Consider the following 24,401-nt stretch of genomic DNA (forward strand, 5'->3'; position numbering starts at 1 on the left):
ACAAATTCAAACATCTATTCATAGAGGAGGCAGATGGTATGGGAATTAGAACTGGTGCTCAATATATTCAAGCATTGAAATCTCGTTCACCAGAAATTTGGTTAGAGGGCAGGAGAGTTACAGATGTTGTGAACGAACCTGTTTTTAAACAGCCGATCCAAGAGATTGCCAAACTTTACGACATGCAGCATGATCCGCAATATCAAGATTCCATTACACATATTTGCAAAGAAACGGGCGAGAGGGTAAACAATGCGTTCCTGCACCCGACGAGCTATGAAGAAATGATGGCGAGAAGCCAGTTGTTTGAAATCTATGCAAAATCTACTTTTGGACTCATGGGACGTACGCCTGACTTTTTAAACGTTGTTGTAACAGGCATGGCCCATAATGGATGGTTCCTAGATCAGTATAATCCCGAATGGTCTGTAAATATCAAAAACTACTATAACTACATAAGAGATAACGATCTGTTTTTGACACATGCGATCATCAATCCGCAAAATGACCGCAGCAAAAACTCTCATGGACAAAAAGATATGTTCACACATCTTGGGGCTGTTGAAGAAACTCCAGATGGGCTGGTCGTCCGCGGAGCAAAAATGCTGGCGACACTCGCGCCGATCACGGACGAAGTAATCATCTATTCGTTCCCTGGATTCGCACCTGGAGACGAGCGTTATGCTCTGGCATTTGCGGTGCCGGTGGACACTCCTGGACTTAAGCTTATTTGCCGTGAGCCGATGCAGGACGGCAAGCGTTCTCAGTTTGACCATCCATTGGCATCACGCTTTGAAGAGATGGACGCACTTCTCGTCTTTAATGACGTACTTGTTCCTTGGGACCGTGTATTCCTTTATAACAATGTTGAAGCAGCTAATCTTCTTTACCCTAAGACAGGGATCGCACAGCAGCCTGCTCACCAATCTGGTGTAAGAGGCTATGTGAAACTGGCGTTTGCAACAGAAGTAGCTTGTAAACTAGCAGACTCTATCGGTGTTGATGGATACCTGAATGTACAAAACGACTTGGGTGAACTCGTGCAGAACGTGGAAGTGATCCGCTCGTTATTGCGAGTAGCAGAGTATGAGTATGAAACGACAGCTTCTGGTGAAGTGATGCCGAATGCCGCAGCCCTTGAAACAATTCGCGGCATGCTTCCAAAAATGTATCCCAGAGCAATTGAAGTAATCCAGATTATCGGAGCTGGCGGGTTGCTCATGTCACCAACAGGAAATGATTTTAACGCACCGGAAATTCGAAGTGAGATTGATAAGTATTACTTAGGCCGTGAAGGTGTAGATTCGCTCGAACGTGTAAAGCTGTTTAAGCTTGCATGGGATCTTTGCGGAGAAGCGTTCGGACAGCGTCTTGTTCAATATGAGCGCTATTACACAGGAGATCCAATCCGTAAGAGAGCAATCTTCTATAACGGTTATAAAAGAAAAGCTAAGTTTTCCATGGTTGATGAAGCCCTTTCTGTAACACATGATCTTGTAGCTGACCAGCCTAAGCTGGCTAAATAAAAGGAGGCAATAAGGATGAGTACAACGACAACTTTAAAATCTTTTAACCTATTAAAATGGATCGAAGAAAACAAGGATCTTCTTAAGCCGCCCGTAAATAATAAGGTGATTTGGCAGGACTCAGAATTTATCGCGATGATTTTAGGAGGACCGAACAAAAGACGTGATTTCCATGTGGATCCGTCAGATGAATTCTTCTTTCAGATCAAAGGCAGCTGCTATGTAGAAATCATCAATAAACAAGGCAAGCGCGAAGTAGTTGAAGTAAAAGAAGGCGATGTATTCATGCTTCCGGCAATGGTTCCGCATTCACCGCACCGTGTTGCAGATTCATTTGGTTTGGTTATTGAGAGAAAACGTGCAGAAGGTGAGCTGGAAGACTTTGTCTGGTTCTGTGACCGCTGTGACTCTGAGATGCACCGTGTAACGGTCCAGTTAAGTGATATTGAAAAACAAGTTAAAGAAGCGATTCACAGCTTTAACTCCAACGAACGTGTCCGTTTGTGCAAGGACTGCGGCTATCAGATGCCAGAGAACGTGGAGGAATGGAAGTGCTAAGAATCGACTTTCACACACATATCATTCCAGAGTCGTTTCCTGACTTTGCTGAAAAGTATGGTGGGGAGAGATGGCCGGTTCTAAACAGAACGTGTGCATGCGGTGCTGCAATTATGGTCGGAGGCAAAAACTTTAGAGACGTAACAGATCAAGTATGGGATCCGAAAAAACGGATCGATGACATGGATCGTGAAGGGGTAGACATTCAAGTTCTATCCCCGATCCCTGTGACGTTCTCTTACTGGGCACCGCCGGAACAAGCCGAAGCGATGGCGCGAATCCAGAACGATTTTATCGCAGAAACGGTGAATGAATATCCTGACCGCTTTGCTGGACTTGGGACCGTACCGATGCAAGACGCAGATACCGCAATCAGGGAAATGGACCGCTGCATGAACGAACTCGGTCTTCATGGTATTGAAATCGGAACGAACGTGAACGGTCAGAACCTGGATCATCCTTCGTTTATTGAGTTCTTTAAAAAAGCTGAGGAGTGGGAAGTTCCTCTGTTCATTCATCCTTGGGAAACGCTAGGGAAAGAACGCATGCCAAACCATAACTTTATGTATACAATCGGGATGCCAAGTGAAACTGCACTTGCTGCAGCTTCGTTGATCTGGAGCGGTATGATGGAGAAGTTTCCAAAACTGAAGATCTGTTTTGCTCATGGCGGAGGGTCTTTTCCGTATTTAATCCCGCGCCTAGATCAGGGATGGCATGTGTGGCCGCATCTTCGTTTGACTACACATCCTCCGAGTCATTATGCGAAGCAATTTTATTTTGATTCACTAAATTACGATCCGATCAACATCCGTTATATGATGGAGCGTTTTGGTTCTGACAAAATTTTTATGGGATCTGATTATCCATTTTTATTGCGTGAAGTGAATCCAGGAAAAGTGCTGGATGAAACATTGGAACTGACAAATGAACAGCGCAAGGCCATGCTTGGCGGAAACGCAGCAGCCTTCTTAAATCTCGAAAAACGAAAGCGGGGTGCAGCCGTTGCAAGTCATTCAAACACCGGAGGATAAGCTTGAAAGTCTAGGGCTTATTTTGCCAGAAGTGCGCCCGTCTGTCGGTAATTATGTGAGCTGTGTGAGAGTGGGCAATCTCCTATTTACAGCCGGACAGGGTGTTGATCAATATCACGGAAAGCTTGGGGAAAACCTGACGCTTGAAGAAGGTTACGCGGCTTCAAGGCAGTCCATGCTGAATCTGCTGGCTGTTGTTCAGCATGAACTCGGAAATTTAAACAAAGTAAAACGCATTGTGAAGCTCCTTGGATTTGTGAACTGTACAGAGGATTTTACAGACCAGCCGAAAGTTATCAACGGGGCGTCTGATCTTTTAGTTAATATTTTTGGCGAAAAAGGAAGGCATGCCAGATCGGCAGTTGGAATGGCGCAGCTTCCGGGCGGAACAGCAATAGAAATAGAGATGATTGTTGAGATTGAAGAAGAGAAGGGGGACTAGGAAGTGAAATCAGAAACCCTTGCACAGACGGTAAAAGTTAAAAATGCGAAACTGTTCATTGATGGAGAATATGTCGATGCACTTTCTGGTGAAACTTTTGAATCCATTAACCCGGCAACTAATGAAAAACTCGCCCTTGTAGCAAACGGCGGTGAGCAAGATGCGAAGCGGGCCATTCAATCTGCTAAAACAGCTTATGACAGCGGAGTCTGGAGCAAGATGCCAGTAGAAGAACGGTCAGATATTCTATGCAAGATGTCCGATCTCATCATGAAGAATGTCGATGAACTTGCGATGGTTGAAACCCTTGACGTTGGAAAGCCAATTAAAGAAAGCCGAGGATTCGATATTCCCCGTGCCGCATCTAATTTCCGATTTTTTGCCGAGATGTCAAAATACATGGTTAGTGAGCATTATGACAAACACAACATTATGTCCTACGCCAAGTATAGTCCTGCAGGGGTTACGAGTCTGATCATCCCGTGGAATCTTCCTTTTATGCAGATGACATGGAAAGCTTCAGCGGCACTTGCTGCTGGAAATACGGTCGTTGTAAAACCAGCTTCGTATACGCCTCTTTCTGCCGTTATGTTTGGAGAAATTGCGAATGAAGCAGGGCTCCCGCCAGGTGTTCTGAACATCATTACAGGTCCTGGAAGCACAATGGGAGCAGCGATGACGACTGATCCAAACGTCCGCCGTATCTCATTTGTCGGAGAATCAAACACAGGAAAAACGATTATGAAAAACGCTGCTGAAAATTTGATACCTGTATCACTGGAGTTAGGCGGCAAGTCTGCAAATATCGTTTTTGAAGATGCTGATTTAGATGAAGCGGTTAAAGGATCCATTGATGCGATCTATCGGAATCAAGGGGAAATATGCTTGGCAGGATCCAGATTGCTTCTGCAAGAAAGCATCTATGACGAGTTTTTGGACAAGTTTGTTGCAGCAGTTAAGAAAATAAAGGTAGGAGATCCAACTCAGGAAGATACCGATATGGGAGCGCTCGTATCGAAGAGTCACCTTGAAACGGTTGAAACCTATGTAGATATTGGATTAAAAGAAGGTGCAAAACTCGCATGCGGAGGTAAGCGAGTTAAAGGACTCGAAGCAGGAAACTTCTATGAACCTACTGTTCTTTATGATGTGAACAATAAGTGGCGTGTGGCACAGGAGGAAATTTTCGGACCGGTTCTTGTCGTCATTCCATTTAAAACAGAGGAAGATGCGATTCGAATTGCAAACGACTCACAGTATGGTTTGGCAGGAGTTGTCTGGACAAACGATATCCGCAGAGCACAGCGAGTTTCAGCCGCAGTCGATTCTGGTTTGCTATGGGTGAACTGCTGGTACATCCGTGACCTTCGCACACCATTTGGCGGTTCAAAAGCGAGCGGAATCGGCCGAGAAGGCGGGAGACATAGCTTCGAGTTTTATTCAGAAGCTAAGACGATAACGATGAAGCTTTAGAGGGGGAGTTGATCTCCGCTACAGGATGCTCGCTTTCCGCGGGGCGTGCGGTGAGCCCACTCGTCGCTTTGCGACATTGAATGGTCTCACCTGTCCCGCTGATCCCGCAGGAATCTCGCACCTTACGCTCCAATCAACTTCAGCGAAGCTTTTAAAAAAACTTTTGAAAGTTACAATCGAATCACCTGTCATTGCGATTAGATAGAAACAAAGTACTTATACAGTCTTTTTAAAACGTGATTGGATTCCAGTCGCGTTTTGCTCTTTGAATAGAGAAGGGAGGATTTATAAAGATGCAACAGCAAATCATTTCTAAGTTAACAGCAGAACTAATGGAAGCTGAAGAAAAATTGGTCCCTGTTGAGCCGTTATCCGTACGATATCCTGAATTATCTGTAAAAGACTCATATGAAATTCAGCTGGAATGGGTTCAGAAGAAACTGGAAGAAGGACGTGTGGTAATCGGGAAAAAGGTGGGACTGACGAGTAAGGCCATGCAGAACATGCTTGGTGTCAATGAACCGGATTATGGGCACCTTCTTGATCATATGAAAGTTACGACTAGCAGTGTGCTTTCGAGAAAGGATTTTATTAAACCAAAAGTGGAAGCAGAGATCGGATTTATTTTAAAAGAAGATTTGTGCGGCCCGAATATTACGTATGTCGATGTTCTAATGGCAACAGATGCGTTAGTTCCCACGTTAGAAATCATAGACAGCAGAATAGAAGATTGGAAGATTCAGCTTGTGGATACGGTTGCCGATAACGGTTCATCAGCAAGAGCAGTTATCGGTGAACCATTTTATGAGATTGAGCAAATAGATCTTCGTACATTAAGCATGACACTCATAAAAAATGGGGAAGTAACCGCGACGGGATCAGGGGCTGCAGCTCTTGGACATCCGGCACATGCAATTGCGTGGCTTGCTAACAAACTAGCAGACTACAATATATCTTTAAAAGCAGGAGAACTCATTCTTCCAGGTGCCTTGTCTGCTGCAATCGATGTAGATTCAGGTGATGAAATAACCGCAGCTTTCGGAAAGCTAGGTTCTGTAACCATCTCGTTTCGTGACTAAAATTATGTGCAGAAAGGACTAAAATCAGTGAAAAAGATTAAAGCAGCTATAATCGGATCGGGTAACATTGGCACTGATCTCATGTATAAACTTCAAAAAAGTGATTGTCTGGAACTGACAGCGATGATCGGCATCGATCCAGAGTCTGATGGTCTAAGACGTGCGAACTCTGCAGGTTACCGAGTATTCACGAATGGGATCGATGATTTTATTGAAAGACCGGATCTTGCTGACATCGTGTTTGATGCGACTTCTGCTAAAGCGCATTTAAGACATGCTGACATTTTAAAAGATATGGGGAAGACGGTGATCGATCTGACACCGGCTGCTGTCGGTCCGTTTGTATGTCCACCCGTTAACTTAGGGGATCATCTGGAACCATGTAATATTAATATGATCACATGCGGTGGTCAGGCTACGATTCCAATCGTGCATGCGATTAACGAAGCTGCTGATGTGACGTACGGTGAAATTGTTGCGACGATTTCATCATTAAGCGCAGGTCCTGGAACTCGTGCGAACATTGATGAATTCACCATCACAACGCGGCGCGGCATTGAAGAAGTCGGCGGTGCCGATCAAGGTAAAGCGATTATTATCTTAAACCCTGCAGACCCTCCAATTTTAATGAGGGCAACCATCTACTGTGAAGTGAAGACTCTGGATGAAGAGAAGATCAGACAGTCAATCGCTGAAATGGAGAAAAAGGTTAAGAGTTATGTACCAGGTTACCGCTTAAAACAAGAACCCTTATTTGACGGCAGCCGTGTAACTGTTTTTGTTGAGGTAGAAGGAGCTGGAGATTATTTTCCAAAATACGCAGGCAATCTGGATATCATGACAGCTGCTGCAAAACAAGCTGGAGAAATGGTAGCTAAGCATCTGCTTGGCCAGGAGAATCATTTGAACAAGGCGGTGGCAACTCATGAAACGAAATAGTTCTTTGCCGCTGAAATTCACAGAAGTATGCCTTCGTGACGGCAGTCATGTGATGGCTCACCAGTTCACGGAAAAACAAGTGTTTGATGCAGCTAAAGCTCTTGATGATGCAGGTATGCATTATATCGAAGTTAGCCACGGTGATGGGTTAGGCGGATCAACGCTTCAATACGGTCGGTCGCTTACTGATGAGATGAAGCTGATCGAAACTGCGGTTGGTGCGTGCCAACAGGCAAAAGTGGCAGTTCTTCTTCTTCCGGGCATCGGTACAGTCTCAGAGTTAAAGCAAGCACATAAATTAGGTGCCAGTCTCGTCAGGGTGGCTACTCATGTTACCGAGGCTGATGTTTCTGCTCAGCACATCCACATGGCACGGGAACTTGGCATGGAAGTAATGGGCTTTTTGATGATGGCGCATTCTGCTCCGGCAGAAAAACTGGTCGAACAAGCAAAACTCATGGAGTCTTATGGTGCACAAGGTGTGTATGTAACGGACTCGGCAGGAGCCTTGCTTCCTCATGAAGTGAAGGAGCGGATATCTGCGTTAAGAAACTCACTTGATATTGAAGTCGGATTCCACGCACACAACAATTTATCTGTTGCTGTGGCTAACACTTTAGTGGCAATCGAAGAAGGTGCGACCCGAATCGATGGAAGTGTTCGCTGTCTTGGAGCAGGTGCAGGGAATACTCAGACTGAAGTGCTGCTTGCAGTGCTGGACCGGATGGGGATTGAAACAGGAATTGATCTATATAAAATGATGGATTTAGCTGAGGACGTGATCGGACCGATGCTTCCTGGATCGCAGGAAATCCGGAAAGGCAGCCTCGCGATGGGTTACGCAGGCGTTTATTCTAGCTTTCTTCTTCATGCTGAACGCGCGGGTAAACGATTTGGTTTAGACCCAAGAGATATTTTAATAGAATTAGGTAAACGAAAAGCGGTCGGTGGGCAAGAAGATCTCATTATTGAAGTTGCGGCTGAATTAGCAAAGAAAACGAAACTGGAGGTGTAAAGCATGACAGTAACGAACAGGTCTGATATTGAAGTGGTCGATTATCTTTTGCGAGCGGAAAGCGACGTGAAAGAAGTAGTGAAAATAACCGATCAGTACCCTGATCTGTCTATTGATGAAGCGTATGATCTGCAAAAAAAGCTGATTGAAAGAAGAATGGAGAAAACGAAAACAAAACGGCTCGGAATCAAACTTGGTCTGACGAGTAAGGCGAAACAGGAAATGATGGGCGTTCATGAGGCGATTTATGGATATCTGTTAAGTGATATGCTTGCGTTCGAGTGGGAGCCGCTTCAGCAACACAGACTGATTCATCCAAAAGCAGAACCAGAGATTGCATTTATTATGAAGGAAGATTTGATGGGGGAACATGTAACGGCAGATGATGTGATGAGAGCTGCAAAGTATGTTGTCGCGGCCATTGAAGTGATCGACAGCCGTTATAAGGATTTCCGTTTTACACTGCCAGATGTCGTAGCAGATAATTGTTCTTCAGCCAAATTGATATTGGGTAGCAAGATGGTGAAACCGGAGGAGCTGGATTTGGCAAGCATCGGAATGGTTATGAGCAAAAATGGCGAAATGGTTGCAACAGGTGCTGGATCAGCCGTTCTCGGCCATCCAGCAGAAGCTGTTGCATGGGCTGTGCAAAAGCTCGCTAAGCGAGGCGAAGGATTGAAAAAAGGAGATATCGTACTGAGCGGAGCATTATCAGAAGCCATTGCATTTGATATGGATGACACCATTATTGCTCAATTTGACGGATTAGGTTCTGTCACGCTGTCTTCCAGATATGTGAAATAGGAGAAATTTGCAGATGCCGATTATTCACGTACATGTTATAGAAGGCAGAACAGACGAGCAGCTGAGTGAGCTGATGGAAAGCTTAACCAATGCAGCTGCTGAAAGTTTAGATGTTAAAAAAGAGCAAGTACGTGTACTGATTCAGGAAGTTCCGAACAAACACTGGGGAGTAGGCGGAAAACCAAAGCAAAGTTGAGACCCTTTGATGACAAAGGGTCTTTTTTTTTGAAAAAAATTTTGTTTACGAGCGGTTGTTGAGATTTACGAGCGGTTGTTGAGATTTACGAGCGGTTCTTGAGATTTACTAGCGGTTCTCGAGATTTACGAGCGGTTCTTGAGATTTACGAGCGGTTCTTGAGATTTACGAGCGGTTCTTGAGATTTACGAGCGGTTCTCGAGATTTACGAGCGGTTTTTAAGATTTACGAGCGGTTGCTGAGATTTACGAGCGGTTTTTAAGATTTACGAGCGGTTCTCGAGATTTACGAGCCGTTCTGGAAGTTTGCGAGCGCAATCGGCAATGAATAGCTCAAGATAGCTTCTTGTAAAACAGGAATAGTACAATCTTCAATTCTCATACCTTTAAGCGATATGCTATCGTGAGGAGGGAACTTGATGATTAAGCGTTTTAACAGACTGGCCATCGAATTGCCGACACCTGTGAACCCTGATGCGAATGCCGCAGCAGCTGTTCAGGAGTTATTAGGCGGTAGATTCGGAGAGATGTCTACGCTCAATAACTATATGTATCAATCTTTTAATTTTAGAAAAAGGGGAAAGCTTAAGCCGTTCTTTGATCTCGTTTCAAGTATTACTGCAGAAGAATTTGGCCATGTTGAACTCGTTTCCCATACGATTAATCTAATGATTTACGGTACGACGCAGCCGGGTGATGTGAATTCGGCACCGATGGCGGCAGCTACTGACAAAAGAAACACGCAGCATTTTATTGCAACCGCACAAACTTCATTTCCGTTTGATTCGATGGGGAAAACATGGAATGGAGATTATGTGTTCAGCAGCGGCAACTTATTGCTGGATCTGCTTCATAATTTTTTCTTGGAATGCGGGGCGCGGACCCACAAAATGAGAGTATATGAAATGACCAGCAATCCAGTAGCACGTGAAATGATTGGCTATCTGCTCGTTCGCGGCGGTGTTCACGTTCTTGCTTATGCAAAAGCGATTGAAATGGTAACAGGTGTAGATATCAAGAAAATGCTGCCTGTTCCGGATCTCGAAAACGCCGCATTTGAGACGACGAGAAAGTTTGAGGCGGAAGGTGTTCACCGGAAACTTTATACGTTCAGTGATACGGATTATAGGGATATTGCATTAATTTGGGCAGGCCAGCATCCGCAAGGAGGGAAGCTGGAAACCGTAATCGGTGCTCCAGAAGGTGCTCCTATGCCTGAATTAAGGTCGATATCAGAAGAGTTTGCACCAGGTATCTCGCAGGAAGATTTTTATCAAATTTATGAAAGATTAAAGAAAAATGCAGGAATTACCTAAACCGGCGCAATATGCGTCCGGTTTTTTTATGTTATATATTAAATGTTTATTTTGAATGAAAGCAATTTGCTTTATGACATAATAACAAAATGGCTGAGATGTGCTTGGTATTATCGAGCAAACACCCGATAGAAATACTCAATAATGAAAAGGGAAATAAATTGTTTGGGGACTGACCCCAAACAATTTATTTCCCTTCATTTGTTCACACAATAGTTAGGGTTGAGGAGTCTATCTTTATACAAATTATGATAAAACTAAAGATAGAATTGTAATATTGGAGGTATTTATTTTATGAACCCAATTAAAATGCTGAAAACAATTGGATTTTTAGAAGGCTGGTCATTCCTTATCCTTTTATTTATCGCAATGCCTTTAAAGTATTTTATGGATCAGCCGATGGCAGTAACGATTGTCGGTGCACTGCATGGTCTGCTGTTTGTTCTATATGCATTAGCTATTCTTTATGTGTGGAACGTTAAAAAATGGCCGTTCATGAGAGCGTTTCTTGCTGGACTTTCATCTGTAGTGCCGTTTGGTCCTTTTATCTTTGACCGTAAGTTTTTAAGAGATTAAATTGGAGGGGATGTCTGCATTTGCGGATATTCCCTTTTTATTTAGTATAATTTTTTTGTTCGGTCCGCTTAACTTTTTTTATATGGTCCTAACAAATTTTTTTCGGGTCCCTCCAATATGTACACTTCCTCATCCAGCTTCTCTCCATTTATAGTATCCTATATTGTTAAGAAATCGTTTAGTTTGTTTTAATTTCCTATATTTCGGTTATTTATAGTTTAATATGTTCTTTAAAAGAAAAAGCAAGATAAACCTTTTTACTCAAGTGGAATGACGACTGAACGACATCAATATATATATCAAGATGCAATGTCATGAAATGAAAAGTTAAGGGAGGATACTTATGCCGATTGAGCATGCTGCAGTTGAAAAGTTAAGCGAACAATATCAACAGGTCAGGTCCTTATCAGAAAAACTAGCTTCAAAACTTCAAAATGAAGACACGATCATTCAGGCTATGCCTGATGTCAGTCCTCCAAAATGGCACCTTGCCCATACAACATGGTTTTTTGAACGATTTATTTTAAAAGAAAACGATTCATTTTATGTCCCGTATAATCCCCAGTTTGATTATCTATTTAACTCCTATTATGAAACGATCGGTTCCTATCACCCGCGTCACTCCAGAGGGGTGCTATCCAGGCCGTCGATGGATGAAGTCTATGAATACCGTAAACATGTTGACGAAGCCATCATTCACCTTGTCAATCAATATGCAAGTCAGCTTCCTCAGGAGATACACGATCTGATCGAAATCGGTCTTCAGCATGAACAGCAGCATCAGGAACTTCTTTTAACAGATGTGAAATATAATTTTTCCTGCAATCCCATATTGCCTCAATTTGCTGAACCTAAGACTGTCCAGCTTCCACAATCAAATACCGAAACAACGTATATCAATATTGAAGGCGGTCTTGTAGAGATCGGATATTCTGGAGCAGGTTTTTCGTTCGATAATGAACGGCCGCGTCATAAAGTATGGCTTGAGCCTTACCGTTTGAGTTCGCATCCTGTAACGAATGGTGAATATATCTCGTTTATAGAAGCTGGCGGTTATGAGCAGCCGGAGCACTGGCTGTCTGATGGCTGGGTAACCGTAAAAAAAGAGAAGTGGAAGCACCCCCTGTATTGGAGAAAAACCGAGGATGGCTGGTATACTTTTACCTTAACAGGTGAAAAGAAACTCAACCTGGATGAGCCGGTTTGTCATATCAGTTTTTATGAAGCAGATGCATTTGCAAGATGGAGCGGGAAAAGGCTCCCGACTGAAGCTGAATGGGAACATGCGATGGCGTCGATTCCAATCGAAGGCAATTTTGCGGAAAGTGAGTGCTATCACCCTGTTGTGGATCGTTCAGAGACTCTTGCTCCGTTTAAACAAGCTTATGGGGATGTATGGGAATGGACGAGCAGCCCGTACACCTCTTATCCAAGAAGCAAACCACTTGATGGTGCACTTGGCGAGTACAACGCGAAGTTCATGTGCAACCAGATTGTTTTACGAGGCGGATCCTGTGCAACCTCACAGTCCCATATTCGTCCGACATACCGCAACTTCTTTCAAGCGGACAAAAGGTGGCAGTTCAGCGGTTTGCGTTTAGCGGAGGACCAATCATGAAAACCGTTAAACAGAACGTGCATTATCATGTCGGGAATGAAAACGAATCAGATATGTACAGTGAAATTTTGCACGGTTTAAAATCATCACCTAAAACAATCTCACCCAAATACTTCTATGATAAAAAAGGTTCCGAGCTTTTTGAATCGATCACCATGCTGCGGGAATATTATCCGACACGCACAGAATTATTTATCTTAAATAAATATAAAAGCGAAATGGCGAATGCAGCAGGAACAAATAGTGCACTCATTGAGTTTGGAAGCGGCAGCAGCGAAAAGGTAAGAACTCTTTTAGAGGCGATGCCAGAGTTGAAAGAATATGTACCGATCGATATCTCAAAAGATTTTCTATATCAATCTGCTAGAGCGTTATCAATGGAATACCCGGGCTTAAACGTTCATGCTGTCTCAGCGGATTATACCGCAAAATTTCAAATGCCAAAACTTGAATCAGAACGAAAAGTTGTATTTTTTCCAGGTTCAACAATTGGAAATTTTGAGCCGCATGAAATGGAGGAGTTCTTAAAACAAACGGCTGAACTATTAAAACCAGGCGGAGGTCTATTGATTGGAGTGGACTTGAAAAAAGATCAAGCAGTCTTGAATGCTGCTTACAATGATAAAAAGGGAGTTACACGTGATTTTAATTTGAATTTGCTCAATCGATTAAACCGTGAACTGCTGGCAAACTTTAAGCTTGAAGATTTCAGTCATCATGCTTTTTACCACGCGGAAAAAGGCCGGGTTGAGATGCATCTTGTAAGCTTGAAGAATCAGGTGATTACAATTGGTGACGTACAGATTGCCTTCCAAGAAGGAGAGACCATTCACACAGAAAACTCCTATAAATTTACGATTGAAGAGTTCCACCAGATCGCTGCCATGTGCGGATTTAAACCAAAGAAAGTTTGGTGCGATGAAAGGCAGTGGTTCAGCATTCACTATCTTGAAGTCATATAAAGGTAAAAAGACCGAATTTTGTTTTCGGTCTTTTTTTCTTTTACAATGAATGGAGAATGCTTTAAAGGGAGGTTCAAGATGTTTACAGCAATTTTTTTATTTATAATCGCTGGAATTGCCGAGATTGGCGGAGGATATCTCGTATGGCTTTGGCTCCGGGAATCTAAGCCGATTCCATATGGAATAGCTGGAAGTTTAATTTTAGTCGCGTATGGCGTGATTCCGACTTTGCAGAATTTCCCGACGTTCGGAAGGGTCTATGCAGCATATGGGGGTGTGTTTATCATATTAGCGGTACTATGGGGATGGCTGATAGATAAAAAAGCTCCAGATATGTATGACTGGCTTGGTGCAGGTATCTGCTTAATAGGAGTCTCTGTCATGCTTTGGGCACCGAGGAGTTAACATTTTGTATATATGCTAAAACACCGGGCCGTTTCATTGGGCATTTTTCACAAAAAAGCAGATAATATAGAAAAAGTGTGAAAGAAGGTTTTATAGATGGAACTAAAAGGAATTCACCATGTCTCTGCGCTTACGGCAAAAGCTCCTGAGAATTTTAAGTTTTATACAGAAGTGATGGGGCTTAGACTGATCAAGAAAACCGTGAACCAGGATGACACGAGTGTTTATCATTTGTTTTATGGTGATGAAAAAGGAAATCCGGGAACGGAGCTCACTTTTTTTGAGATACCGATGGCTGGCCGCAATCATGACGGCAACAATTCTATTTCTGCAATCTCTCTTCGTGTAAAAGATAATGCCTCATTAACATACTGGGAAAAACGATTAAAAGAACATGGAATTGAAACAGAAGGGATCAAAGACCGTGCGGGACGGCAGACTCTCGCGTTCCGTGACTTCGAAGGACAGCGTCTTATCTTAGTTTCTGATGAAAATAACAAAGGTGTAGCAGGCGGAACTCCTTGGGGTAAAAGTACAACTCCAGAGGAAACAGCGATTATTGGACTGGGTCCTGTTCGATTAACTGTTCCTGCAGCTGAGCCAACCATACAAGTGTTAAAAGAACTTTTAGGGTTCCGTAAAAGCGGAACTTACTCTGCAGAAGTTTCAGGTCAGCCAGATATTATTGTTTTAGAAACAGGAGAAGGCGGATCAGGTGCTGAAATTCATATTGAAGAACGGACAGATCTGCCGCAGGAACGACTTGGCCGCGGTGGAGTGCATCATGTCGCGTTCCGTGTAGATAATGAAGATGAACTGCGTGAATGGATTGAAAAAGTAAGAACATCCAGATTCCCTAACTCTGGTTTCGTAGATCGCTTCTATTTTAAATCACTTTATTTCCGGGAGCCTAATCGCATTCTTTTCGAGCTTGCGACTGACGGACCAGGTTTTGATACAGACGAGGAAATGGAACATCTTGGAGAATCACTGGCGCTGCCGCCATTTCTTGAACCGCAGCGTGAAGAAATAGAAGCAAGACTTAAGCCGTTAAATACAAAAGCTTAATAAAGGAATGACGCTTGAATCAAACTTTGATTCAGGCGTTTTTTTTATTGAAATCTGTAATAAAAACTGCAAATTAGGAAAAAGTAAAAAACGCTAGGTATGACTTATATAACCTTTTCTAAAAGATTGTTGTTTTGGGTGGTTTTTTTGTAATTTGCCTCCATCGGCACGTTGATTGGAGTGTAAGGTGCGAGACTCCTGCGGGATCAGTGGGACAGGTGAGACCACTCATGGTGCAAAAGCACCGAGAGGGCTCACCGCACACCCCGCGGAAAGCGAGCATCCTGAAACGGAGATCAACTTCTTTCAAAAACAACAACGAAAACAGCCTATTTAAAAGAGTGGAGGAGTACTAAAATGTTCCTAAAGTGGTTAACTGGATTGTTATTAATCGCACAGCCCGTCATTCAGCCTGATAGCTTAACAGTGAACCAGCAAGGGAAAACGATCGTCGAGGTTGATCGCACTCAATTTTCTGCCCCGATACCAGGCATACCCATGATCGATGATGAAAAATACGACCGATTTGTAGATAAACTAGAAAAACAAACCTTCAAAGCTCCCGTTAACGCCAAAATCAATGATGTAGGAAGTGTCGTTCCTGGAGAAGTAGGCTACAAATTAAATCGGCTCATGTTTAAAGAAAGCTTTTACACCTATTTTTTCAGTAAAGGCTCCGCGAAGATAGATGTTCCCGAGGTTAATATTTATCCAAAGGTGGATACTGAGCTCCTCGCACATATTAAAACCCAGCAAATCGGGCAATACATAACGTACTTTAATTCTAATAACAAAAGCCGCTCCAACAATATTGAACTGGCTTCAAAAGCATTGGACAGCCATGTTGTTTTCCCAGGCGAAACATTTTCTTTTAATCAAGTTGTAGGAAATCGAACAATAGCTAAAGGATATATGCGTGCTCCTATTATCGTCAGGGGTGAATTATCTGAAGGTGTTGGCGGGGGGATTTGCCAAGTGTCTTCTACACTGTTTAATGCGGTTGACCGGGCAGGATTAAAGATCGTGCAGCGTTATTCTCATAGTAAAAGGGTTCCGTATGTTCCTTCTGGCAGAGATGCAACGGTCAGCTGGTACGGTCCTGATTTTCAATTTAAGAATCAATACAATCAGCCTATATTAATCAGGGCTAAAAAATATGGAGGAAGTATGATGGTAAAGCTCTATTCCTCTGATGTGATTAATATGAAAACAAAAAAAGTACCTAATGCACCAACCAGTCTGCCGAAAGAAATCCATATAGAGCAGAATGTGCATCTTTCTAACCCAGAAAGATAATAAAAATGTACAATTAAGAAAAATACAGATCGTTTCATGGGGAGATGAAAGTATTGCAAACACTGGAGAAATTAAGTGAGCGATTTTGGTATCAAACACCTGTCTCTGAAACAGACAGACCGATTTTAGGGGCAGTTGTTGGAGACGATATGACGCTGATGATCGATGCTGGGAACTCAGAAAATCATGCAAAATACTTTTTAGAAGAATTACATAAAAAAGGCATACGCAAGCCGGGTCTTGCTGTTATTACGCATTGGCACTGGGATCATATTTTTGGCATGTCAGCCTTAGATTTTCCGTCAATTGCCTCCAGCCAAACGAAAGCTAAAATAAAAGAACTCATACCTTTTTCATGGTTAGATGAAGCGCTGGATGAGAGGGTAAGGCAAGGGATTGAAATTGAATTTTGTGCAACCGCTATCAAGAACGAATTCCAAGGCCAAGAACACCGAGAGATTACTGTTAAGCTTCCAACAATTACGTTTGATGAAAAAGCAGAAATTGATCTTGGCGGTGTGACATGCATCGTGCAGCATGTGGGGGGAGATCATACGACGGATTCTTCAATCGTCTACATAAAAGAAGAAAAGATTTTATTTTTAGCAGATTGCATATACGCGAACATGTACGCACCGCAAAATAACTATACGGTATCGAACACAATTAAACTTTTGGATGTTATAGATACGTTTGATGCAGAAACGTATATTCTATCTCATTGGAAACCAGTTTCAAAATCAGAGTATAACCAAGAGGCAAAGACATTAAGAAGTGTGGCGAATCTTACTGAAAAATTTAAAGGGGAAAAGCAAGCCGTTACAGAAGCCTATAGAGAGTGGATCGGCCGGGAACTGAATGAAGATGAAATCGAGACGATTCAGTTTTTTGTGAATGGCTATGAGTTATATCAATAACTTACAGCAACTTTTCTAAAGGTCCTGCTGCTTTTGTGAAAAATTTCATTGACAAGTTAATTGGAGCGCAAGGTGCGAGACTCCTGCGGGACGAGCGGTCAGGTGAGACTCCTAATGGCGCAAAGCGGCAGGAGGCTCACCGCACGCCCCCTGGAAAGCGAGCATCCTGGAGCGGAAACCAACCACTTTCAAGACATCAATAAGAAAATCAAGATTAGGAGAATAAGATGATACAAGAATTTAAGATTAAGATAGAACAGTTCGGTGGTATTGAAAGACAGATCCGGGTCTGCCTCCCCGCTGGGTATGAGGAAACTGATGAAACCTATCCCATTTTGTATATGCATGACGGGCAAAACCTTTTTCGTGATGAAGATGCTAGTTATGGCGTATCTTGGGGGCTTGCTGACTATCTGAAAGAAAGTAAAATACCGCTTATTATCGTCGGGATTGACTGCAATCATGAAGGATTTGAACGCCTTAATGAATATGGTCCTTGGGAAAACCCTTCAGTTGGACCAGAGCTGCTTCAAATCGAAGGTGTTTTTGGCGGAAAAGGGGAAGCGTATCTTGAATTTTTGCTTTATACCTTAAAGCCGTTAATTGATGAAAAGTACCGAACGAAACCCGATGTTACTTTAATGGCAGGTAGTTCAATGGGCGGGCTGATTTCCACCTATGCCGCATGCCGCTATCCGCACATTTATAGCAGAATAGCTAGCTTGTCGTCTGCGTTTTGGTTTAACCAGCAGGAAATTGAAAGCTTCATAGAAGAAAGTGACTTGAGTGCTGTAGAAAAGTTTTATATGGACATAGGAACAGATGAAGATACATCAAAAGTAGATGCAGGACATTACATCAGTTCTTCAGAAAAAGTATACGAGAAGCTCAAGGAAAAGGGTATAGAAGTACGCTTTGAAGTAGCAGAGGGCGGAAAGCATCATGAATCAGCTTGGCGTGAAAGAATGCCCGAAATTATTGAATACTTGATGAAATAAGGAGCTGAAAGTATTGATCTCATTTGAAAAAATGAACAATAAAGAGTTTCAGAGCTACATAGGGTTTATGATTCCTGATTACGCAAAAGATACGGCTGAGCACTATCTGATGTCGATGGAAGAGGCAAACGAAAAGGCAGAAAAGCAGATCGAAAGCTTGCTGCCAGATCAAGAGAATACAGAGGGACAATATCTTTATCATATTAAGAGTGAAAAAAGGCTCGCAGGCTACCTTTGGTTTCATGTTATGAAAGAGGAGAAAAAAGCATTTCTCTATCATATTTACATCCTGAATGCTTTTAGAAAACAGGGAATTGCCCGTGAAGCGCTGCGTTTTTTTGAAGAAGAAGCCAGAAAGCTTGGTGCAGCGTCACTAGGTTTACATGTGTTCGGTAGCAACGAAAATGCAATTGAACTTTATAGGAAATCAGGGTTTAAGCAGGCATCTGTTTCTATGAACAAAATTTTGTAATCGAATAAAAAAGGAGAGGGTAAACATGCGTAAAATCGGATTGCAGCTATACTCCATACAATCAGAGGCTGAAAAAGATCTGCTCAGGACATTGGAAAAAGTTAGTGACATGGGCTATGACAGTGTTCAGTTTGCTGGCCTTTTCGGAATATCAGCGAAAGAAGTAAAGAAGGTACTCGATTCAGCAGGTCTGACCGTTGCGGGTGCGCATATTCCATTGGACCGTTTTTCAGGAGACGCATTTAAGCGGCATATGGAAGAACAGATGGTGCTGGGCAACGATTTGATGATCATGCCATATTTAACAGAAGAACAGAGACAGTCGATTGATGATTATAAGCGGGTAGCTGATACGCTGAACGAAGCGGGCGTTAGAAGCAAAGAGTACGGAATTCGGGTGGCTTATCATAATCATGATTTCGAGTTTTATAAGTTAGAAGGAAAACTGCCGTTTGATGTTATTTTTCAAGAAACCGACCCTGAACTTGTAAAAATGGAGCTTGATACATACTGGGCAAAATATGCAGGGTTTGAACCGGAAGAATTATTAAAGAAATATAAATATCGCTGTGTTTCTCTTCACTTAAAAGATATGACAACAAAAGACGATAAGAAGGTAAGCACGATCGCGGGTTCAGGTATTTTGGACATGAGAGGATTTCTAGAGCTTGCGGATGAAGAAAAGATAGATTACTGCGTTATCGAACAGGAGTATTTTGAAGGAAATCCGCTTATGGAAGTTGAAAAAGGGGTTCTGAACATTAAAGCACTTTTATAAGGAGATAGATTAGTGGAAGAACTAAAGATTGTACCTTTTTCTGAAGAATACTTTTCGGAAATACAGGAACTGAACAAAAAGGAAGGCTGGAATCAGCTTGTTGAGCGTTATGAAGAAACATTTGATGCATGGAAAAATTCAAATGCAGCGTATGTCGTAGTCGGACCTGACGAGAAAGCAGCAGGTTACATTCGTGGTCTAACAGACAAAAATGTCACGATTTATATTTGTGAAATGCTTATTTCAGAAGAATTTAGGGGCAAAGGGTTAGGCGGAAAGCTTTTAAAGTATGTGCATAGTTTGTATCCGCGAACAAGAATGGAAATGCTCGCATCAAGTACTTCACATACTTTCTATGAAGCTAAGAATTTCAGACCTTTTTATGGTTTTCGCAAAACGTATGAGGAATAACAAATTATTAGGAGGCATTCGTTATGAGTGAAAAAGTAACAAGCATTGCTCCGATTCAAAGTCACATTAATAATGTTTTTGTTCACGTGTCTGATCTGAAAAAGTCAGTAGAGTGGTATGCGAAGCTGCTTGGGATCACGATTGATATGGATAAAGTACAGTCACCTGTTCATAACATCCCTGTCACTGGTCAAACCGGTTTATCACTTGATGACCATTCGTTTGATCCGTCGTTTCATCGCACACCAGGGTCAGGGCCGATGTTTAATTTATATGCGCCAGACATTGACGCAGCTTACGCCGACATAAAAGAAAAAAACATCAAGATCATCCGTGAGATCGAATGGCATGGGGAAGTCGCTTGGTTCAATGTGGAAGATCCTGATGGAAATGTTGTTATGATATGTAACTGCTAACAAAAACGGGGGTTGTTTTATGAAAGAAACGCTGACGATTCTTCACACAAATGATTTGCACGGACATTATGACCAAGCTTCAAGACAGTCTGCTTTTATTAAGAAAAGAAAACAGGAACTATTGAGTCAAAATCAAAACGTTATCGTTGTGGATGGCGGTGATCATATGGACATGAGCATGAATGAGTGTCTTGCAACAGGTGGGTACATCCATCTCGATATGGTGTCAGCTGCGGGCTATGACGCAATGTCAGTTGGTAATAACGAACTGCTTCGTCTGCCAAAAGAAAAGATTCGGCAATTAAGCTTAGATTCAAAAGTTCCTTGGTTATTGCTTAATCTTGGAGAAGCGGATGGCTCACAAATAGGGGGCACCAAAAAATCGATCATGCTTGAAGCGGGAGAACATCTGAAAATCGGTTTATTTGGTGCGACTGATCTGTTTGAAGATCTATATGAGAGCAAACATGGTTTTAAAAACCGGGACACTTTAACAGAAATAAAAAATGAAGTGGACAAATTAAGACATGAAGGAACGAATCTCATTGTTTTTCTTTCTCATTTGGGACTCGAGGCTGACCGTGAACTAGCAGAGAAGCTTTCTGGATTGGTGGATGTAATTGTTGGTGCCCATACACATAACGTTTTGCTGCAGCCAGAGGTCGTTTCAGATGTGATCATCGTACAGGCAGGCTGTTATGGTCAGTATGTTGGGGAACTCACGATCACGGTGGATCTTGAAACTAAGAAAGTTACCGATCATGATGGCAAGTTAGCAGAGATAAGCTTGGAAGATGAAAGCGATCCTGATTTTGAAGAAGTGCTGAAGAACGGAAGAATACAAGCGGAACAATTTTTATCAGAAGTCCTTACAGAATCAGTGGATAACCTTTCACACGAACAGCTTGTGACAATGACAGCTCATAGTTTAAAAGAGTATTGGAATGCAGATGCAGGAATCATGTATGGCGGTGGTTTCACAGATGGCTTAAGCAGCGGGAAAATAACGAAGGAGAATGTTCTGAACGTTTGTAAAAGCATGCATACACCAATCATCATGGAGCTAACCGGGAAACAGATTGCGGGTCTCATCAAAGAAACATACATAGAGGATGTGACGAACAAACGCGTTTACGGAGGCGGTTTTCGGCCGCATGGGATTCCAATTGGCAAGCTTCAGTTTTCAGGAATAAGCTGGACCGGCGAGGGTGAAGGTGTGTCAGATATACGTGTAAACGGAGAAGAGATCGATTTGACAAAAACGTATAAAATCGGGACGGGAACACCACTCTTGTATGAAGAGGTCTGCGGTTATCCGAGTGTTATAGGCAACAAACTGATCGAACTCGGTAAAGATATCATGATAAAAGATGTACTTATGGATTATATGAAAAAACAATTTGCGGCAAAAAAAACGACGGTGTGATGTGTGAGAAAACTCATTTATATTGTCATAACAATCATTGCGATTATTTTGTGATTCGCTTATGCAGTGATAATAATGAGAAAAAAGGAAGCTCTATTCCAGAAGCGGTAAGAGTTTGAAGATTATAAAAATGATGAGAAAATTGATTTTCAATACGAAATAAACATATTTGAATACGGGATTTTATCGTGGTATTTAGATTAACGATTAAAAGCTAACTCAAAAAGGCAGTAATGATGCTGAAGAGAGTTAGCTTTTCTTCATATTTAAGAATTACATATTTTACCTGCTCTATGATAAAGTGATAGATAGAATGACTAGGGAGGGATTAGGTTGGACCAGTTAAATGTTGAAAGTTTAAAGGAAGAGTTTGATAGCCTTGTAAACGTGCAAATCGGTTCTGCTGAAGACTTGAAAACTTTTTTATCTGATCAAAAGAGATTGTACGAAAAAGTTGAAGAAAAGATGATGAGGCACTATATCGCCTTTCAATGTCAGAGTGATGATGAGGAGAACAAAAGGAAATATGAGTTCGATCAGCAGCATATAAAGCCGCTGTACAAAAAGTATCAATCTATACTAGATGAGAAGCTGTTAGAATCACCTTTCTTAAGCGATCTTCCGGATAGTGAATATGGTGAATTTAAAAAGAAGCTGCGCGTACAGTTTGCACTTTTTCAGGAAGCGAACCTCGAGATTGAAAAGCAGGAAGATATCTTAGTCAATCAGTATTTCGAGATTGCAGGCAGCTTGACTGCGAACTGGGAAGGTGAAGAGGTAACGTTAAGTGATATTTATGTGCATGCGAGAGATTCCAATCGGGGTACGAGAGAAAAAGCCTGGGGTGCAATATATACTCCAATCTTAAAGGAAGAAGAAAAGGTGCAAAAAATCTTGGATGAACTGATTCAGCTTCGTGTGAAAAAAGCTGAGAACGCAGGCCTTCCAAACTTTACAGAGTATATGTTTAAGAAATACAACCGTTTTGATTACACGCCAGAGGATTGCAATCAGCTTGCTGAATCAATCCGAGAACATGTCGTGCCTCTTACTTTGCAATTAGAAAAGGAGCATAAGAAAGAACTGAATGTTGAGGTATACAGACCGTGGGATGTGACGGGTGTATCTGACAGCAAAAAGCCTTTGAAACCTATAGACTCTTATGAAGAATTGATAGACAAATCAGCTAAAGTGCTAGGTGAACTTCATCCGTCATTTGGTTCCCTCGTACATGAAATGAATGAAAAGGGACTTCTGGATCTAAAGAGCAGAAAGGGTAAAACGCAAGGCGGTTTTTGTGAATCTTTGCCGGAAACAGGACTTTCTTTTATCTTTATGAACCTGTCAAACACAGACAGTGATTTAATAGTCTTCATGCATGAAATGGGCCATGGCATTCATGATATGCTGAAAAGAGACCAGGAAGTTTATGCGAACAAACAAATACCGATGGAGTCAGCTGAACTCGCTAGTATGAGTATGGAGTTGCTGACAGCAGACCGCTGGAACGAATTCTATAAAAGTGAAGAAGAACTTAAGCGTGCAAAAAAGGATCATTTAAAATCAGCAGTGATGCTTCTTCCATATATCATGGTCGTTGATCAATTCCAGCATTGGCTATATAAAAATCCAAATCATTCTTGGAAAGAACGAAACAAAAAGTTTGGCGAGATAAAGGAACGATACGATTCTTCAATTGTTAATTGGGATGGTTATGAGGATTGGAAAGAAAAGAACTGGTTGAAAATCCTTCACATTTTTGAGGTTCCTTTTTATTTTATTGAATATGCAATCGCTCAGCTTGGAGCACTGCAATTGTATAAACAATACAAAGAGAACCCTGAAAAAACGATAGAGAATTATATCGAAGCACTGAAGCTTGGGAGTTCTAAATCACTGCCTGAAGTGTATGAGGCGGCAGGGGTGAAATTTGATTTTTCATCAAAAACAATAGCGGAACTAATGGAATTCGTAGCTAAGGAATTGGATCTCCTGACTGTTTAATAAATATATGTTCGTAAATAATTAAAGAATTTAAATGTTTTTAAAGGTATTTAATAGCCTTAGTAGAACTATAAAGAGTAAGGTACCCATTTTTTTACAACATTCTTGTTTATTTTTGTACTTAAATTTTGAAGAGGTACCCATAAATTCTTGTCAAAACCGGTTGGTGAGAGAGTTTCGTTCTGTTACACCGACACACCTATTCCGATATTGAGCCGGACTCTATTTCCAGTGCCTAAAGGAGAGTGTACACTGGATTTCTCAATAACGAGACGTAAATTATGCAACTTAAGACTTAAATGTTAAGTTTGACGGTTATTTTTCCTGTGAAGAGGGAAAATAGCGAAAAGAATGTTGTCTTGCATATTTACAGAGGCTATTTATTCGGAAGATTGAGGGGTGAAGGGTAATGAGAAAACAAGATGACGAGAAGATATGGGATACTGGTACATCAGATTTTGAAGAGGGCGATAAAATAACCTTTCACAATACCGAACAAGGTGTTGAGAAAACATATATCGTCAAAAGTGTGAAAGAGAACGGTGACATTGAATTAGTATATTCAGCAAATAAACAGCAGACTCCCATGCAATAATGGGTCATATTAAGAACAAGAAGAAACAGCTCACGCGGGTGAGCTGTTTTTCTATGCGGTTCAAAGACACTGCATCAG

The 24,401-nt window shown here is 41.9% G+C and carries 26 protein-coding genes; all 26 read left to right on the forward strand.

Annotated elements, in window-relative coordinates; translation table 11 throughout:
* The first annotated feature begins 38 nt into the window (after positions 1-38).
* Positions 39-1,526 (forward strand): 4-hydroxyphenylacetate 3-hydroxylase family protein, encoded by a 1,488-nt coding sequence (locus ACFQ4X_RS01825; RefSeq protein WP_379832860.1) that lies wholly within the window; start codon positions 39-41, stop codon positions 1,524-1,526.
* 15 nt (positions 1,527-1,541) lie between these two features.
* Positions 1,542-2,084, forward strand: coding sequence for a 3-hydroxyanthranilate 3,4-dioxygenase (locus ACFQ4X_RS01830; protein ID WP_379832861.1), 543 nt, complete (start codon positions 1,542-1,544; stop codon positions 2,082-2,084).
* The gene (locus tag ACFQ4X_RS01835) at positions 2,072-3,118 is read left to right on the forward strand and encodes an amidohydrolase family protein (RefSeq protein ID WP_379832862.1); all 1,047 of its coding nucleotides are present in this window, start codon (positions 2,072-2,074) and stop codon (positions 3,116-3,118) included. The genes ACFQ4X_RS01830 and ACFQ4X_RS01835 overlap by 13 nt, the downstream gene beginning before the upstream one ends.
* Entirely contained in the window at positions 3,090-3,560 is a 471-nt protein-coding gene (locus ACFQ4X_RS01840; protein ID WP_379832863.1) for a RidA family protein, read from the forward strand. Before ACFQ4X_RS01835 ends, ACFQ4X_RS01840 begins: the two co-directional genes overlap by 29 nt.
* A gap of 3 nt (positions 3,561-3,563) precedes the next feature.
* The gene (locus ACFQ4X_RS01845) at positions 3,564-5,033 is read left to right on the forward strand and encodes an aldehyde dehydrogenase (RefSeq protein ID WP_379832864.1); all 1,470 of its coding nucleotides are present in this window, start codon (positions 3,564-3,566) and stop codon (positions 5,031-5,033) included.
* A 293-nt stretch (positions 5,034-5,326) separates the two neighbouring features.
* Positions 5,327-6,112 carry a 2-keto-4-pentenoate hydratase gene (locus ACFQ4X_RS01850; RefSeq protein WP_379832865.1) on the forward strand — a complete coding sequence of 262 codons (786 nt, stop codon included), beginning with the start codon at positions 5,327-5,329 and terminating at the stop codon, positions 6,110-6,112.
* Positions 6,113-6,139: 27 nt separating this feature from the next.
* Entirely contained in the window at positions 6,140-7,051 is a 912-nt protein-coding gene (locus ACFQ4X_RS01855) for an acetaldehyde dehydrogenase (acetylating) (protein WP_379832866.1), read from the forward strand.
* Positions 7,038-8,066 (forward strand): 4-hydroxy-2-oxovalerate aldolase, encoded by a 1,029-nt coding sequence (dmpG, locus tag ACFQ4X_RS01860; protein ID WP_379832867.1) that lies wholly within the window; start codon positions 7,038-7,040, stop codon positions 8,064-8,066. The genes ACFQ4X_RS01855 and dmpG overlap by 14 nt, the downstream gene beginning before the upstream one ends.
* 3 nt (positions 8,067-8,069) lie before the next feature.
* A complete protein-coding gene (locus ACFQ4X_RS01865; RefSeq protein WP_379832868.1) occupies positions 8,070-8,870 on the forward strand; it encodes a 2-keto-4-pentenoate hydratase in 801 nt (266 codons plus the stop codon).
* 13 nt (positions 8,871-8,883) lie between these two features.
* Entirely contained in the window at positions 8,884-9,066 is a 183-nt protein-coding gene (locus ACFQ4X_RS01870; RefSeq protein WP_379832869.1) for a 4-oxalocrotonate tautomerase, read from the forward strand.
* Positions 9,067-9,484: 418 nt separating this feature from the next.
* On the forward strand, positions 9,485-10,381 hold the full coding sequence (locus ACFQ4X_RS01875; RefSeq protein WP_379832870.1) for a manganese catalase family protein: 897 nt from the start codon (positions 9,485-9,487) through the stop codon (positions 10,379-10,381).
* Positions 10,382-10,675: 294 nt separating this feature from the next.
* The gene (locus tag ACFQ4X_RS01880) at positions 10,676-10,957 is read left to right on the forward strand and encodes a DUF3817 domain-containing protein (RefSeq protein ID WP_379832871.1); all 282 of its coding nucleotides are present in this window, start codon (positions 10,676-10,678) and stop codon (positions 10,955-10,957) included.
* Positions 10,958-11,300: 343 nt separating this feature from the next.
* Positions 11,301-12,575 carry an ergothioneine biosynthesis protein EgtB gene (gene egtB, locus ACFQ4X_RS01885; protein ID WP_379832872.1) on the forward strand — a complete coding sequence of 425 codons (1,275 nt, stop codon included), beginning with the start codon at positions 11,301-11,303 and terminating at the stop codon, positions 12,573-12,575.
* Positions 12,572-13,537, forward strand: coding sequence for an L-histidine N(alpha)-methyltransferase (gene egtD / locus ACFQ4X_RS01890; RefSeq protein WP_379832873.1), 966 nt, complete (start codon positions 12,572-12,574; stop codon positions 13,535-13,537). The genes egtB and egtD overlap by 4 nt, the downstream gene beginning before the upstream one ends.
* A 78-nt stretch (positions 13,538-13,615) precedes the next feature.
* Positions 13,616-13,942, forward strand: a complete 327-nt coding sequence (locus ACFQ4X_RS01895) for a YnfA family protein (RefSeq protein WP_379832874.1) — start codon at positions 13,616-13,618, stop codon at positions 13,940-13,942.
* A 96-nt stretch (positions 13,943-14,038) separates the two neighbouring features.
* Positions 14,039-15,010 carry a ring-cleaving dioxygenase gene (locus ACFQ4X_RS01900; protein ID WP_379832875.1) on the forward strand — a complete coding sequence of 324 codons (972 nt, stop codon included), beginning with the start codon at positions 14,039-14,041 and terminating at the stop codon, positions 15,008-15,010.
* Between the two features lie 357 nt (positions 15,011-15,367).
* Entirely contained in the window at positions 15,368-16,306 is a 939-nt protein-coding gene (locus ACFQ4X_RS01905) for a VanW family protein (protein ID WP_379832876.1), read from the forward strand.
* A 53-nt stretch (positions 16,307-16,359) separates the two neighbouring features.
* Positions 16,360-17,223, forward strand: a complete 864-nt coding sequence (locus ACFQ4X_RS01910; RefSeq protein ID WP_379832877.1) for an MBL fold metallo-hydrolase — start codon at positions 16,360-16,362, stop codon at positions 17,221-17,223.
* 227 nt (positions 17,224-17,450) lie between these two features.
* Positions 17,451-18,221, forward strand: a complete 771-nt coding sequence (locus ACFQ4X_RS01915) for an alpha/beta hydrolase (RefSeq protein ID WP_379832878.1) — start codon at positions 17,451-17,453, stop codon at positions 18,219-18,221.
* Between the two features lie 13 nt (positions 18,222-18,234).
* The gene (locus ACFQ4X_RS01920; RefSeq protein ID WP_379832879.1) at positions 18,235-18,693 is read left to right on the forward strand and encodes a GNAT family N-acetyltransferase; all 459 of its coding nucleotides are present in this window, start codon (positions 18,235-18,237) and stop codon (positions 18,691-18,693) included.
* A 25-nt stretch (positions 18,694-18,718) separates the two neighbouring features.
* A complete protein-coding gene (locus ACFQ4X_RS01925) occupies positions 18,719-19,471 on the forward strand; it encodes a sugar phosphate isomerase/epimerase family protein (RefSeq protein ID WP_379832880.1) in 753 nt (250 codons plus the stop codon).
* Positions 19,472-19,483: 12 nt separating this feature from the next.
* Positions 19,484-19,882 carry a GNAT family N-acetyltransferase gene (locus ACFQ4X_RS01930; RefSeq protein ID WP_379832881.1) on the forward strand — a complete coding sequence of 133 codons (399 nt, stop codon included), beginning with the start codon at positions 19,484-19,486 and terminating at the stop codon, positions 19,880-19,882.
* Positions 19,883-19,905: 23 nt separating this feature from the next.
* On the forward strand, positions 19,906-20,298 hold the full coding sequence (locus tag ACFQ4X_RS01935; RefSeq protein ID WP_379832882.1) for a VOC family protein: 393 nt from the start codon (positions 19,906-19,908) through the stop codon (positions 20,296-20,298).
* Positions 20,299-20,317: 19 nt separating this feature from the next.
* On the forward strand, positions 20,318-21,724 hold the full coding sequence (locus ACFQ4X_RS01940; RefSeq protein ID WP_379832883.1) for a bifunctional metallophosphatase/5'-nucleotidase: 1,407 nt from the start codon (positions 20,318-20,320) through the stop codon (positions 21,722-21,724).
* 333 nt (positions 21,725-22,057) lie between these two features.
* Positions 22,058-23,728: a M3 family oligoendopeptidase gene (locus tag ACFQ4X_RS01945; RefSeq protein ID WP_379832884.1), complete on the forward strand. Its 1,671-nt coding sequence runs from the start codon at positions 22,058-22,060 to the stop codon at positions 23,726-23,728.
* A 409-nt stretch (positions 23,729-24,137) separates the two neighbouring features.
* A complete protein-coding gene (locus ACFQ4X_RS01950; RefSeq protein ID WP_379832885.1) occupies positions 24,138-24,323 on the forward strand; it encodes a hypothetical protein in 186 nt (61 codons plus the stop codon).
* Positions 24,324-24,401: the final 78 nt, after the last annotated feature.

Source organism: Fictibacillus halophilus (assembly GCF_042680145.1).
Classification (GTDB): Bacteria; Bacillota; Bacilli; order Bacillales; family Fictibacillaceae; genus Fictibacillus; species Fictibacillus halophilus_A.

What these genes read in the sequence shown, in the direction of transcription:
- ACFQ4X_RS01825 (WP_379832860.1), top strand. Translation starts at nt 39, where the DNA reads ATGGGAATTAGAACTGGTGCTCAATATATTCAAGCATTGAAATCTCGT.
- ACFQ4X_RS01830 (WP_379832861.1), top strand. Translation starts at nt 1,542, where the DNA reads ATGAGTACAACGACAACTTTAAAATCTTTTAACCTATTAAAATGGATC.
- ACFQ4X_RS01835 (WP_379832862.1), top strand. Translation starts at nt 2,072, where the DNA reads ATGGAAGTGCTAAGAATCGACTTTCACACACATATCATTCCAGAGTCG.
- ACFQ4X_RS01850 (WP_379832865.1), top strand. Translation starts at nt 5,327, where the DNA reads ATGCAACAGCAAATCATTTCTAAGTTAACAGCAGAACTAATGGAAGCT.
- dmpG (WP_379832867.1), top strand. Translation starts at nt 7,038, where the DNA reads ATGAAACGAAATAGTTCTTTGCCGCTGAAATTCACAGAAGTATGCCTT.
- ACFQ4X_RS01865 (WP_379832868.1), top strand. Translation starts at nt 8,070, where the DNA reads ATGACAGTAACGAACAGGTCTGATATTGAAGTGGTCGATTATCTTTTG.
- ACFQ4X_RS01870 (WP_379832869.1), top strand. Translation starts at nt 8,884, where the DNA reads ATGCCGATTATTCACGTACATGTTATAGAAGGCAGAACAGACGAGCAG.
- ACFQ4X_RS01875 (WP_379832870.1), top strand. Translation starts at nt 9,485, where the DNA reads ATGATTAAGCGTTTTAACAGACTGGCCATCGAATTGCCGACACCTGTG.
- ACFQ4X_RS01880 (WP_379832871.1), top strand. Translation starts at nt 10,676, where the DNA reads ATGAACCCAATTAAAATGCTGAAAACAATTGGATTTTTAGAAGGCTGG.
- egtB (WP_379832872.1), top strand. Translation starts at nt 11,301, where the DNA reads ATGCCGATTGAGCATGCTGCAGTTGAAAAGTTAAGCGAACAATATCAA.
- egtD (WP_379832873.1), top strand. Translation starts at nt 12,572, where the DNA reads ATGAAAACCGTTAAACAGAACGTGCATTATCATGTCGGGAATGAAAAC.
- ACFQ4X_RS01895 (WP_379832874.1), top strand. Translation starts at nt 13,616, where the DNA reads ATGTTTACAGCAATTTTTTTATTTATAATCGCTGGAATTGCCGAGATT.
- ACFQ4X_RS01900 (WP_379832875.1), top strand. Translation starts at nt 14,039, where the DNA reads ATGGAACTAAAAGGAATTCACCATGTCTCTGCGCTTACGGCAAAAGCT.
- ACFQ4X_RS01905 (WP_379832876.1), top strand. Translation starts at nt 15,368, where the DNA reads ATGTTCCTAAAGTGGTTAACTGGATTGTTATTAATCGCACAGCCCGTC.
- ACFQ4X_RS01915 (WP_379832878.1), top strand. Translation starts at nt 17,451, where the DNA reads ATGATACAAGAATTTAAGATTAAGATAGAACAGTTCGGTGGTATTGAA.
- ACFQ4X_RS01925 (WP_379832880.1), top strand. Translation starts at nt 18,719, where the DNA reads ATGCGTAAAATCGGATTGCAGCTATACTCCATACAATCAGAGGCTGAA.
- ACFQ4X_RS01935 (WP_379832882.1), top strand. Translation starts at nt 19,906, where the DNA reads ATGAGTGAAAAAGTAACAAGCATTGCTCCGATTCAAAGTCACATTAAT.
- ACFQ4X_RS01940 (WP_379832883.1), top strand. Translation starts at nt 20,318, where the DNA reads ATGAAAGAAACGCTGACGATTCTTCACACAAATGATTTGCACGGACAT.
- ACFQ4X_RS01950 (WP_379832885.1), top strand. Translation starts at nt 24,138, where the DNA reads ATGAGAAAACAAGATGACGAGAAGATATGGGATACTGGTACATCAGAT.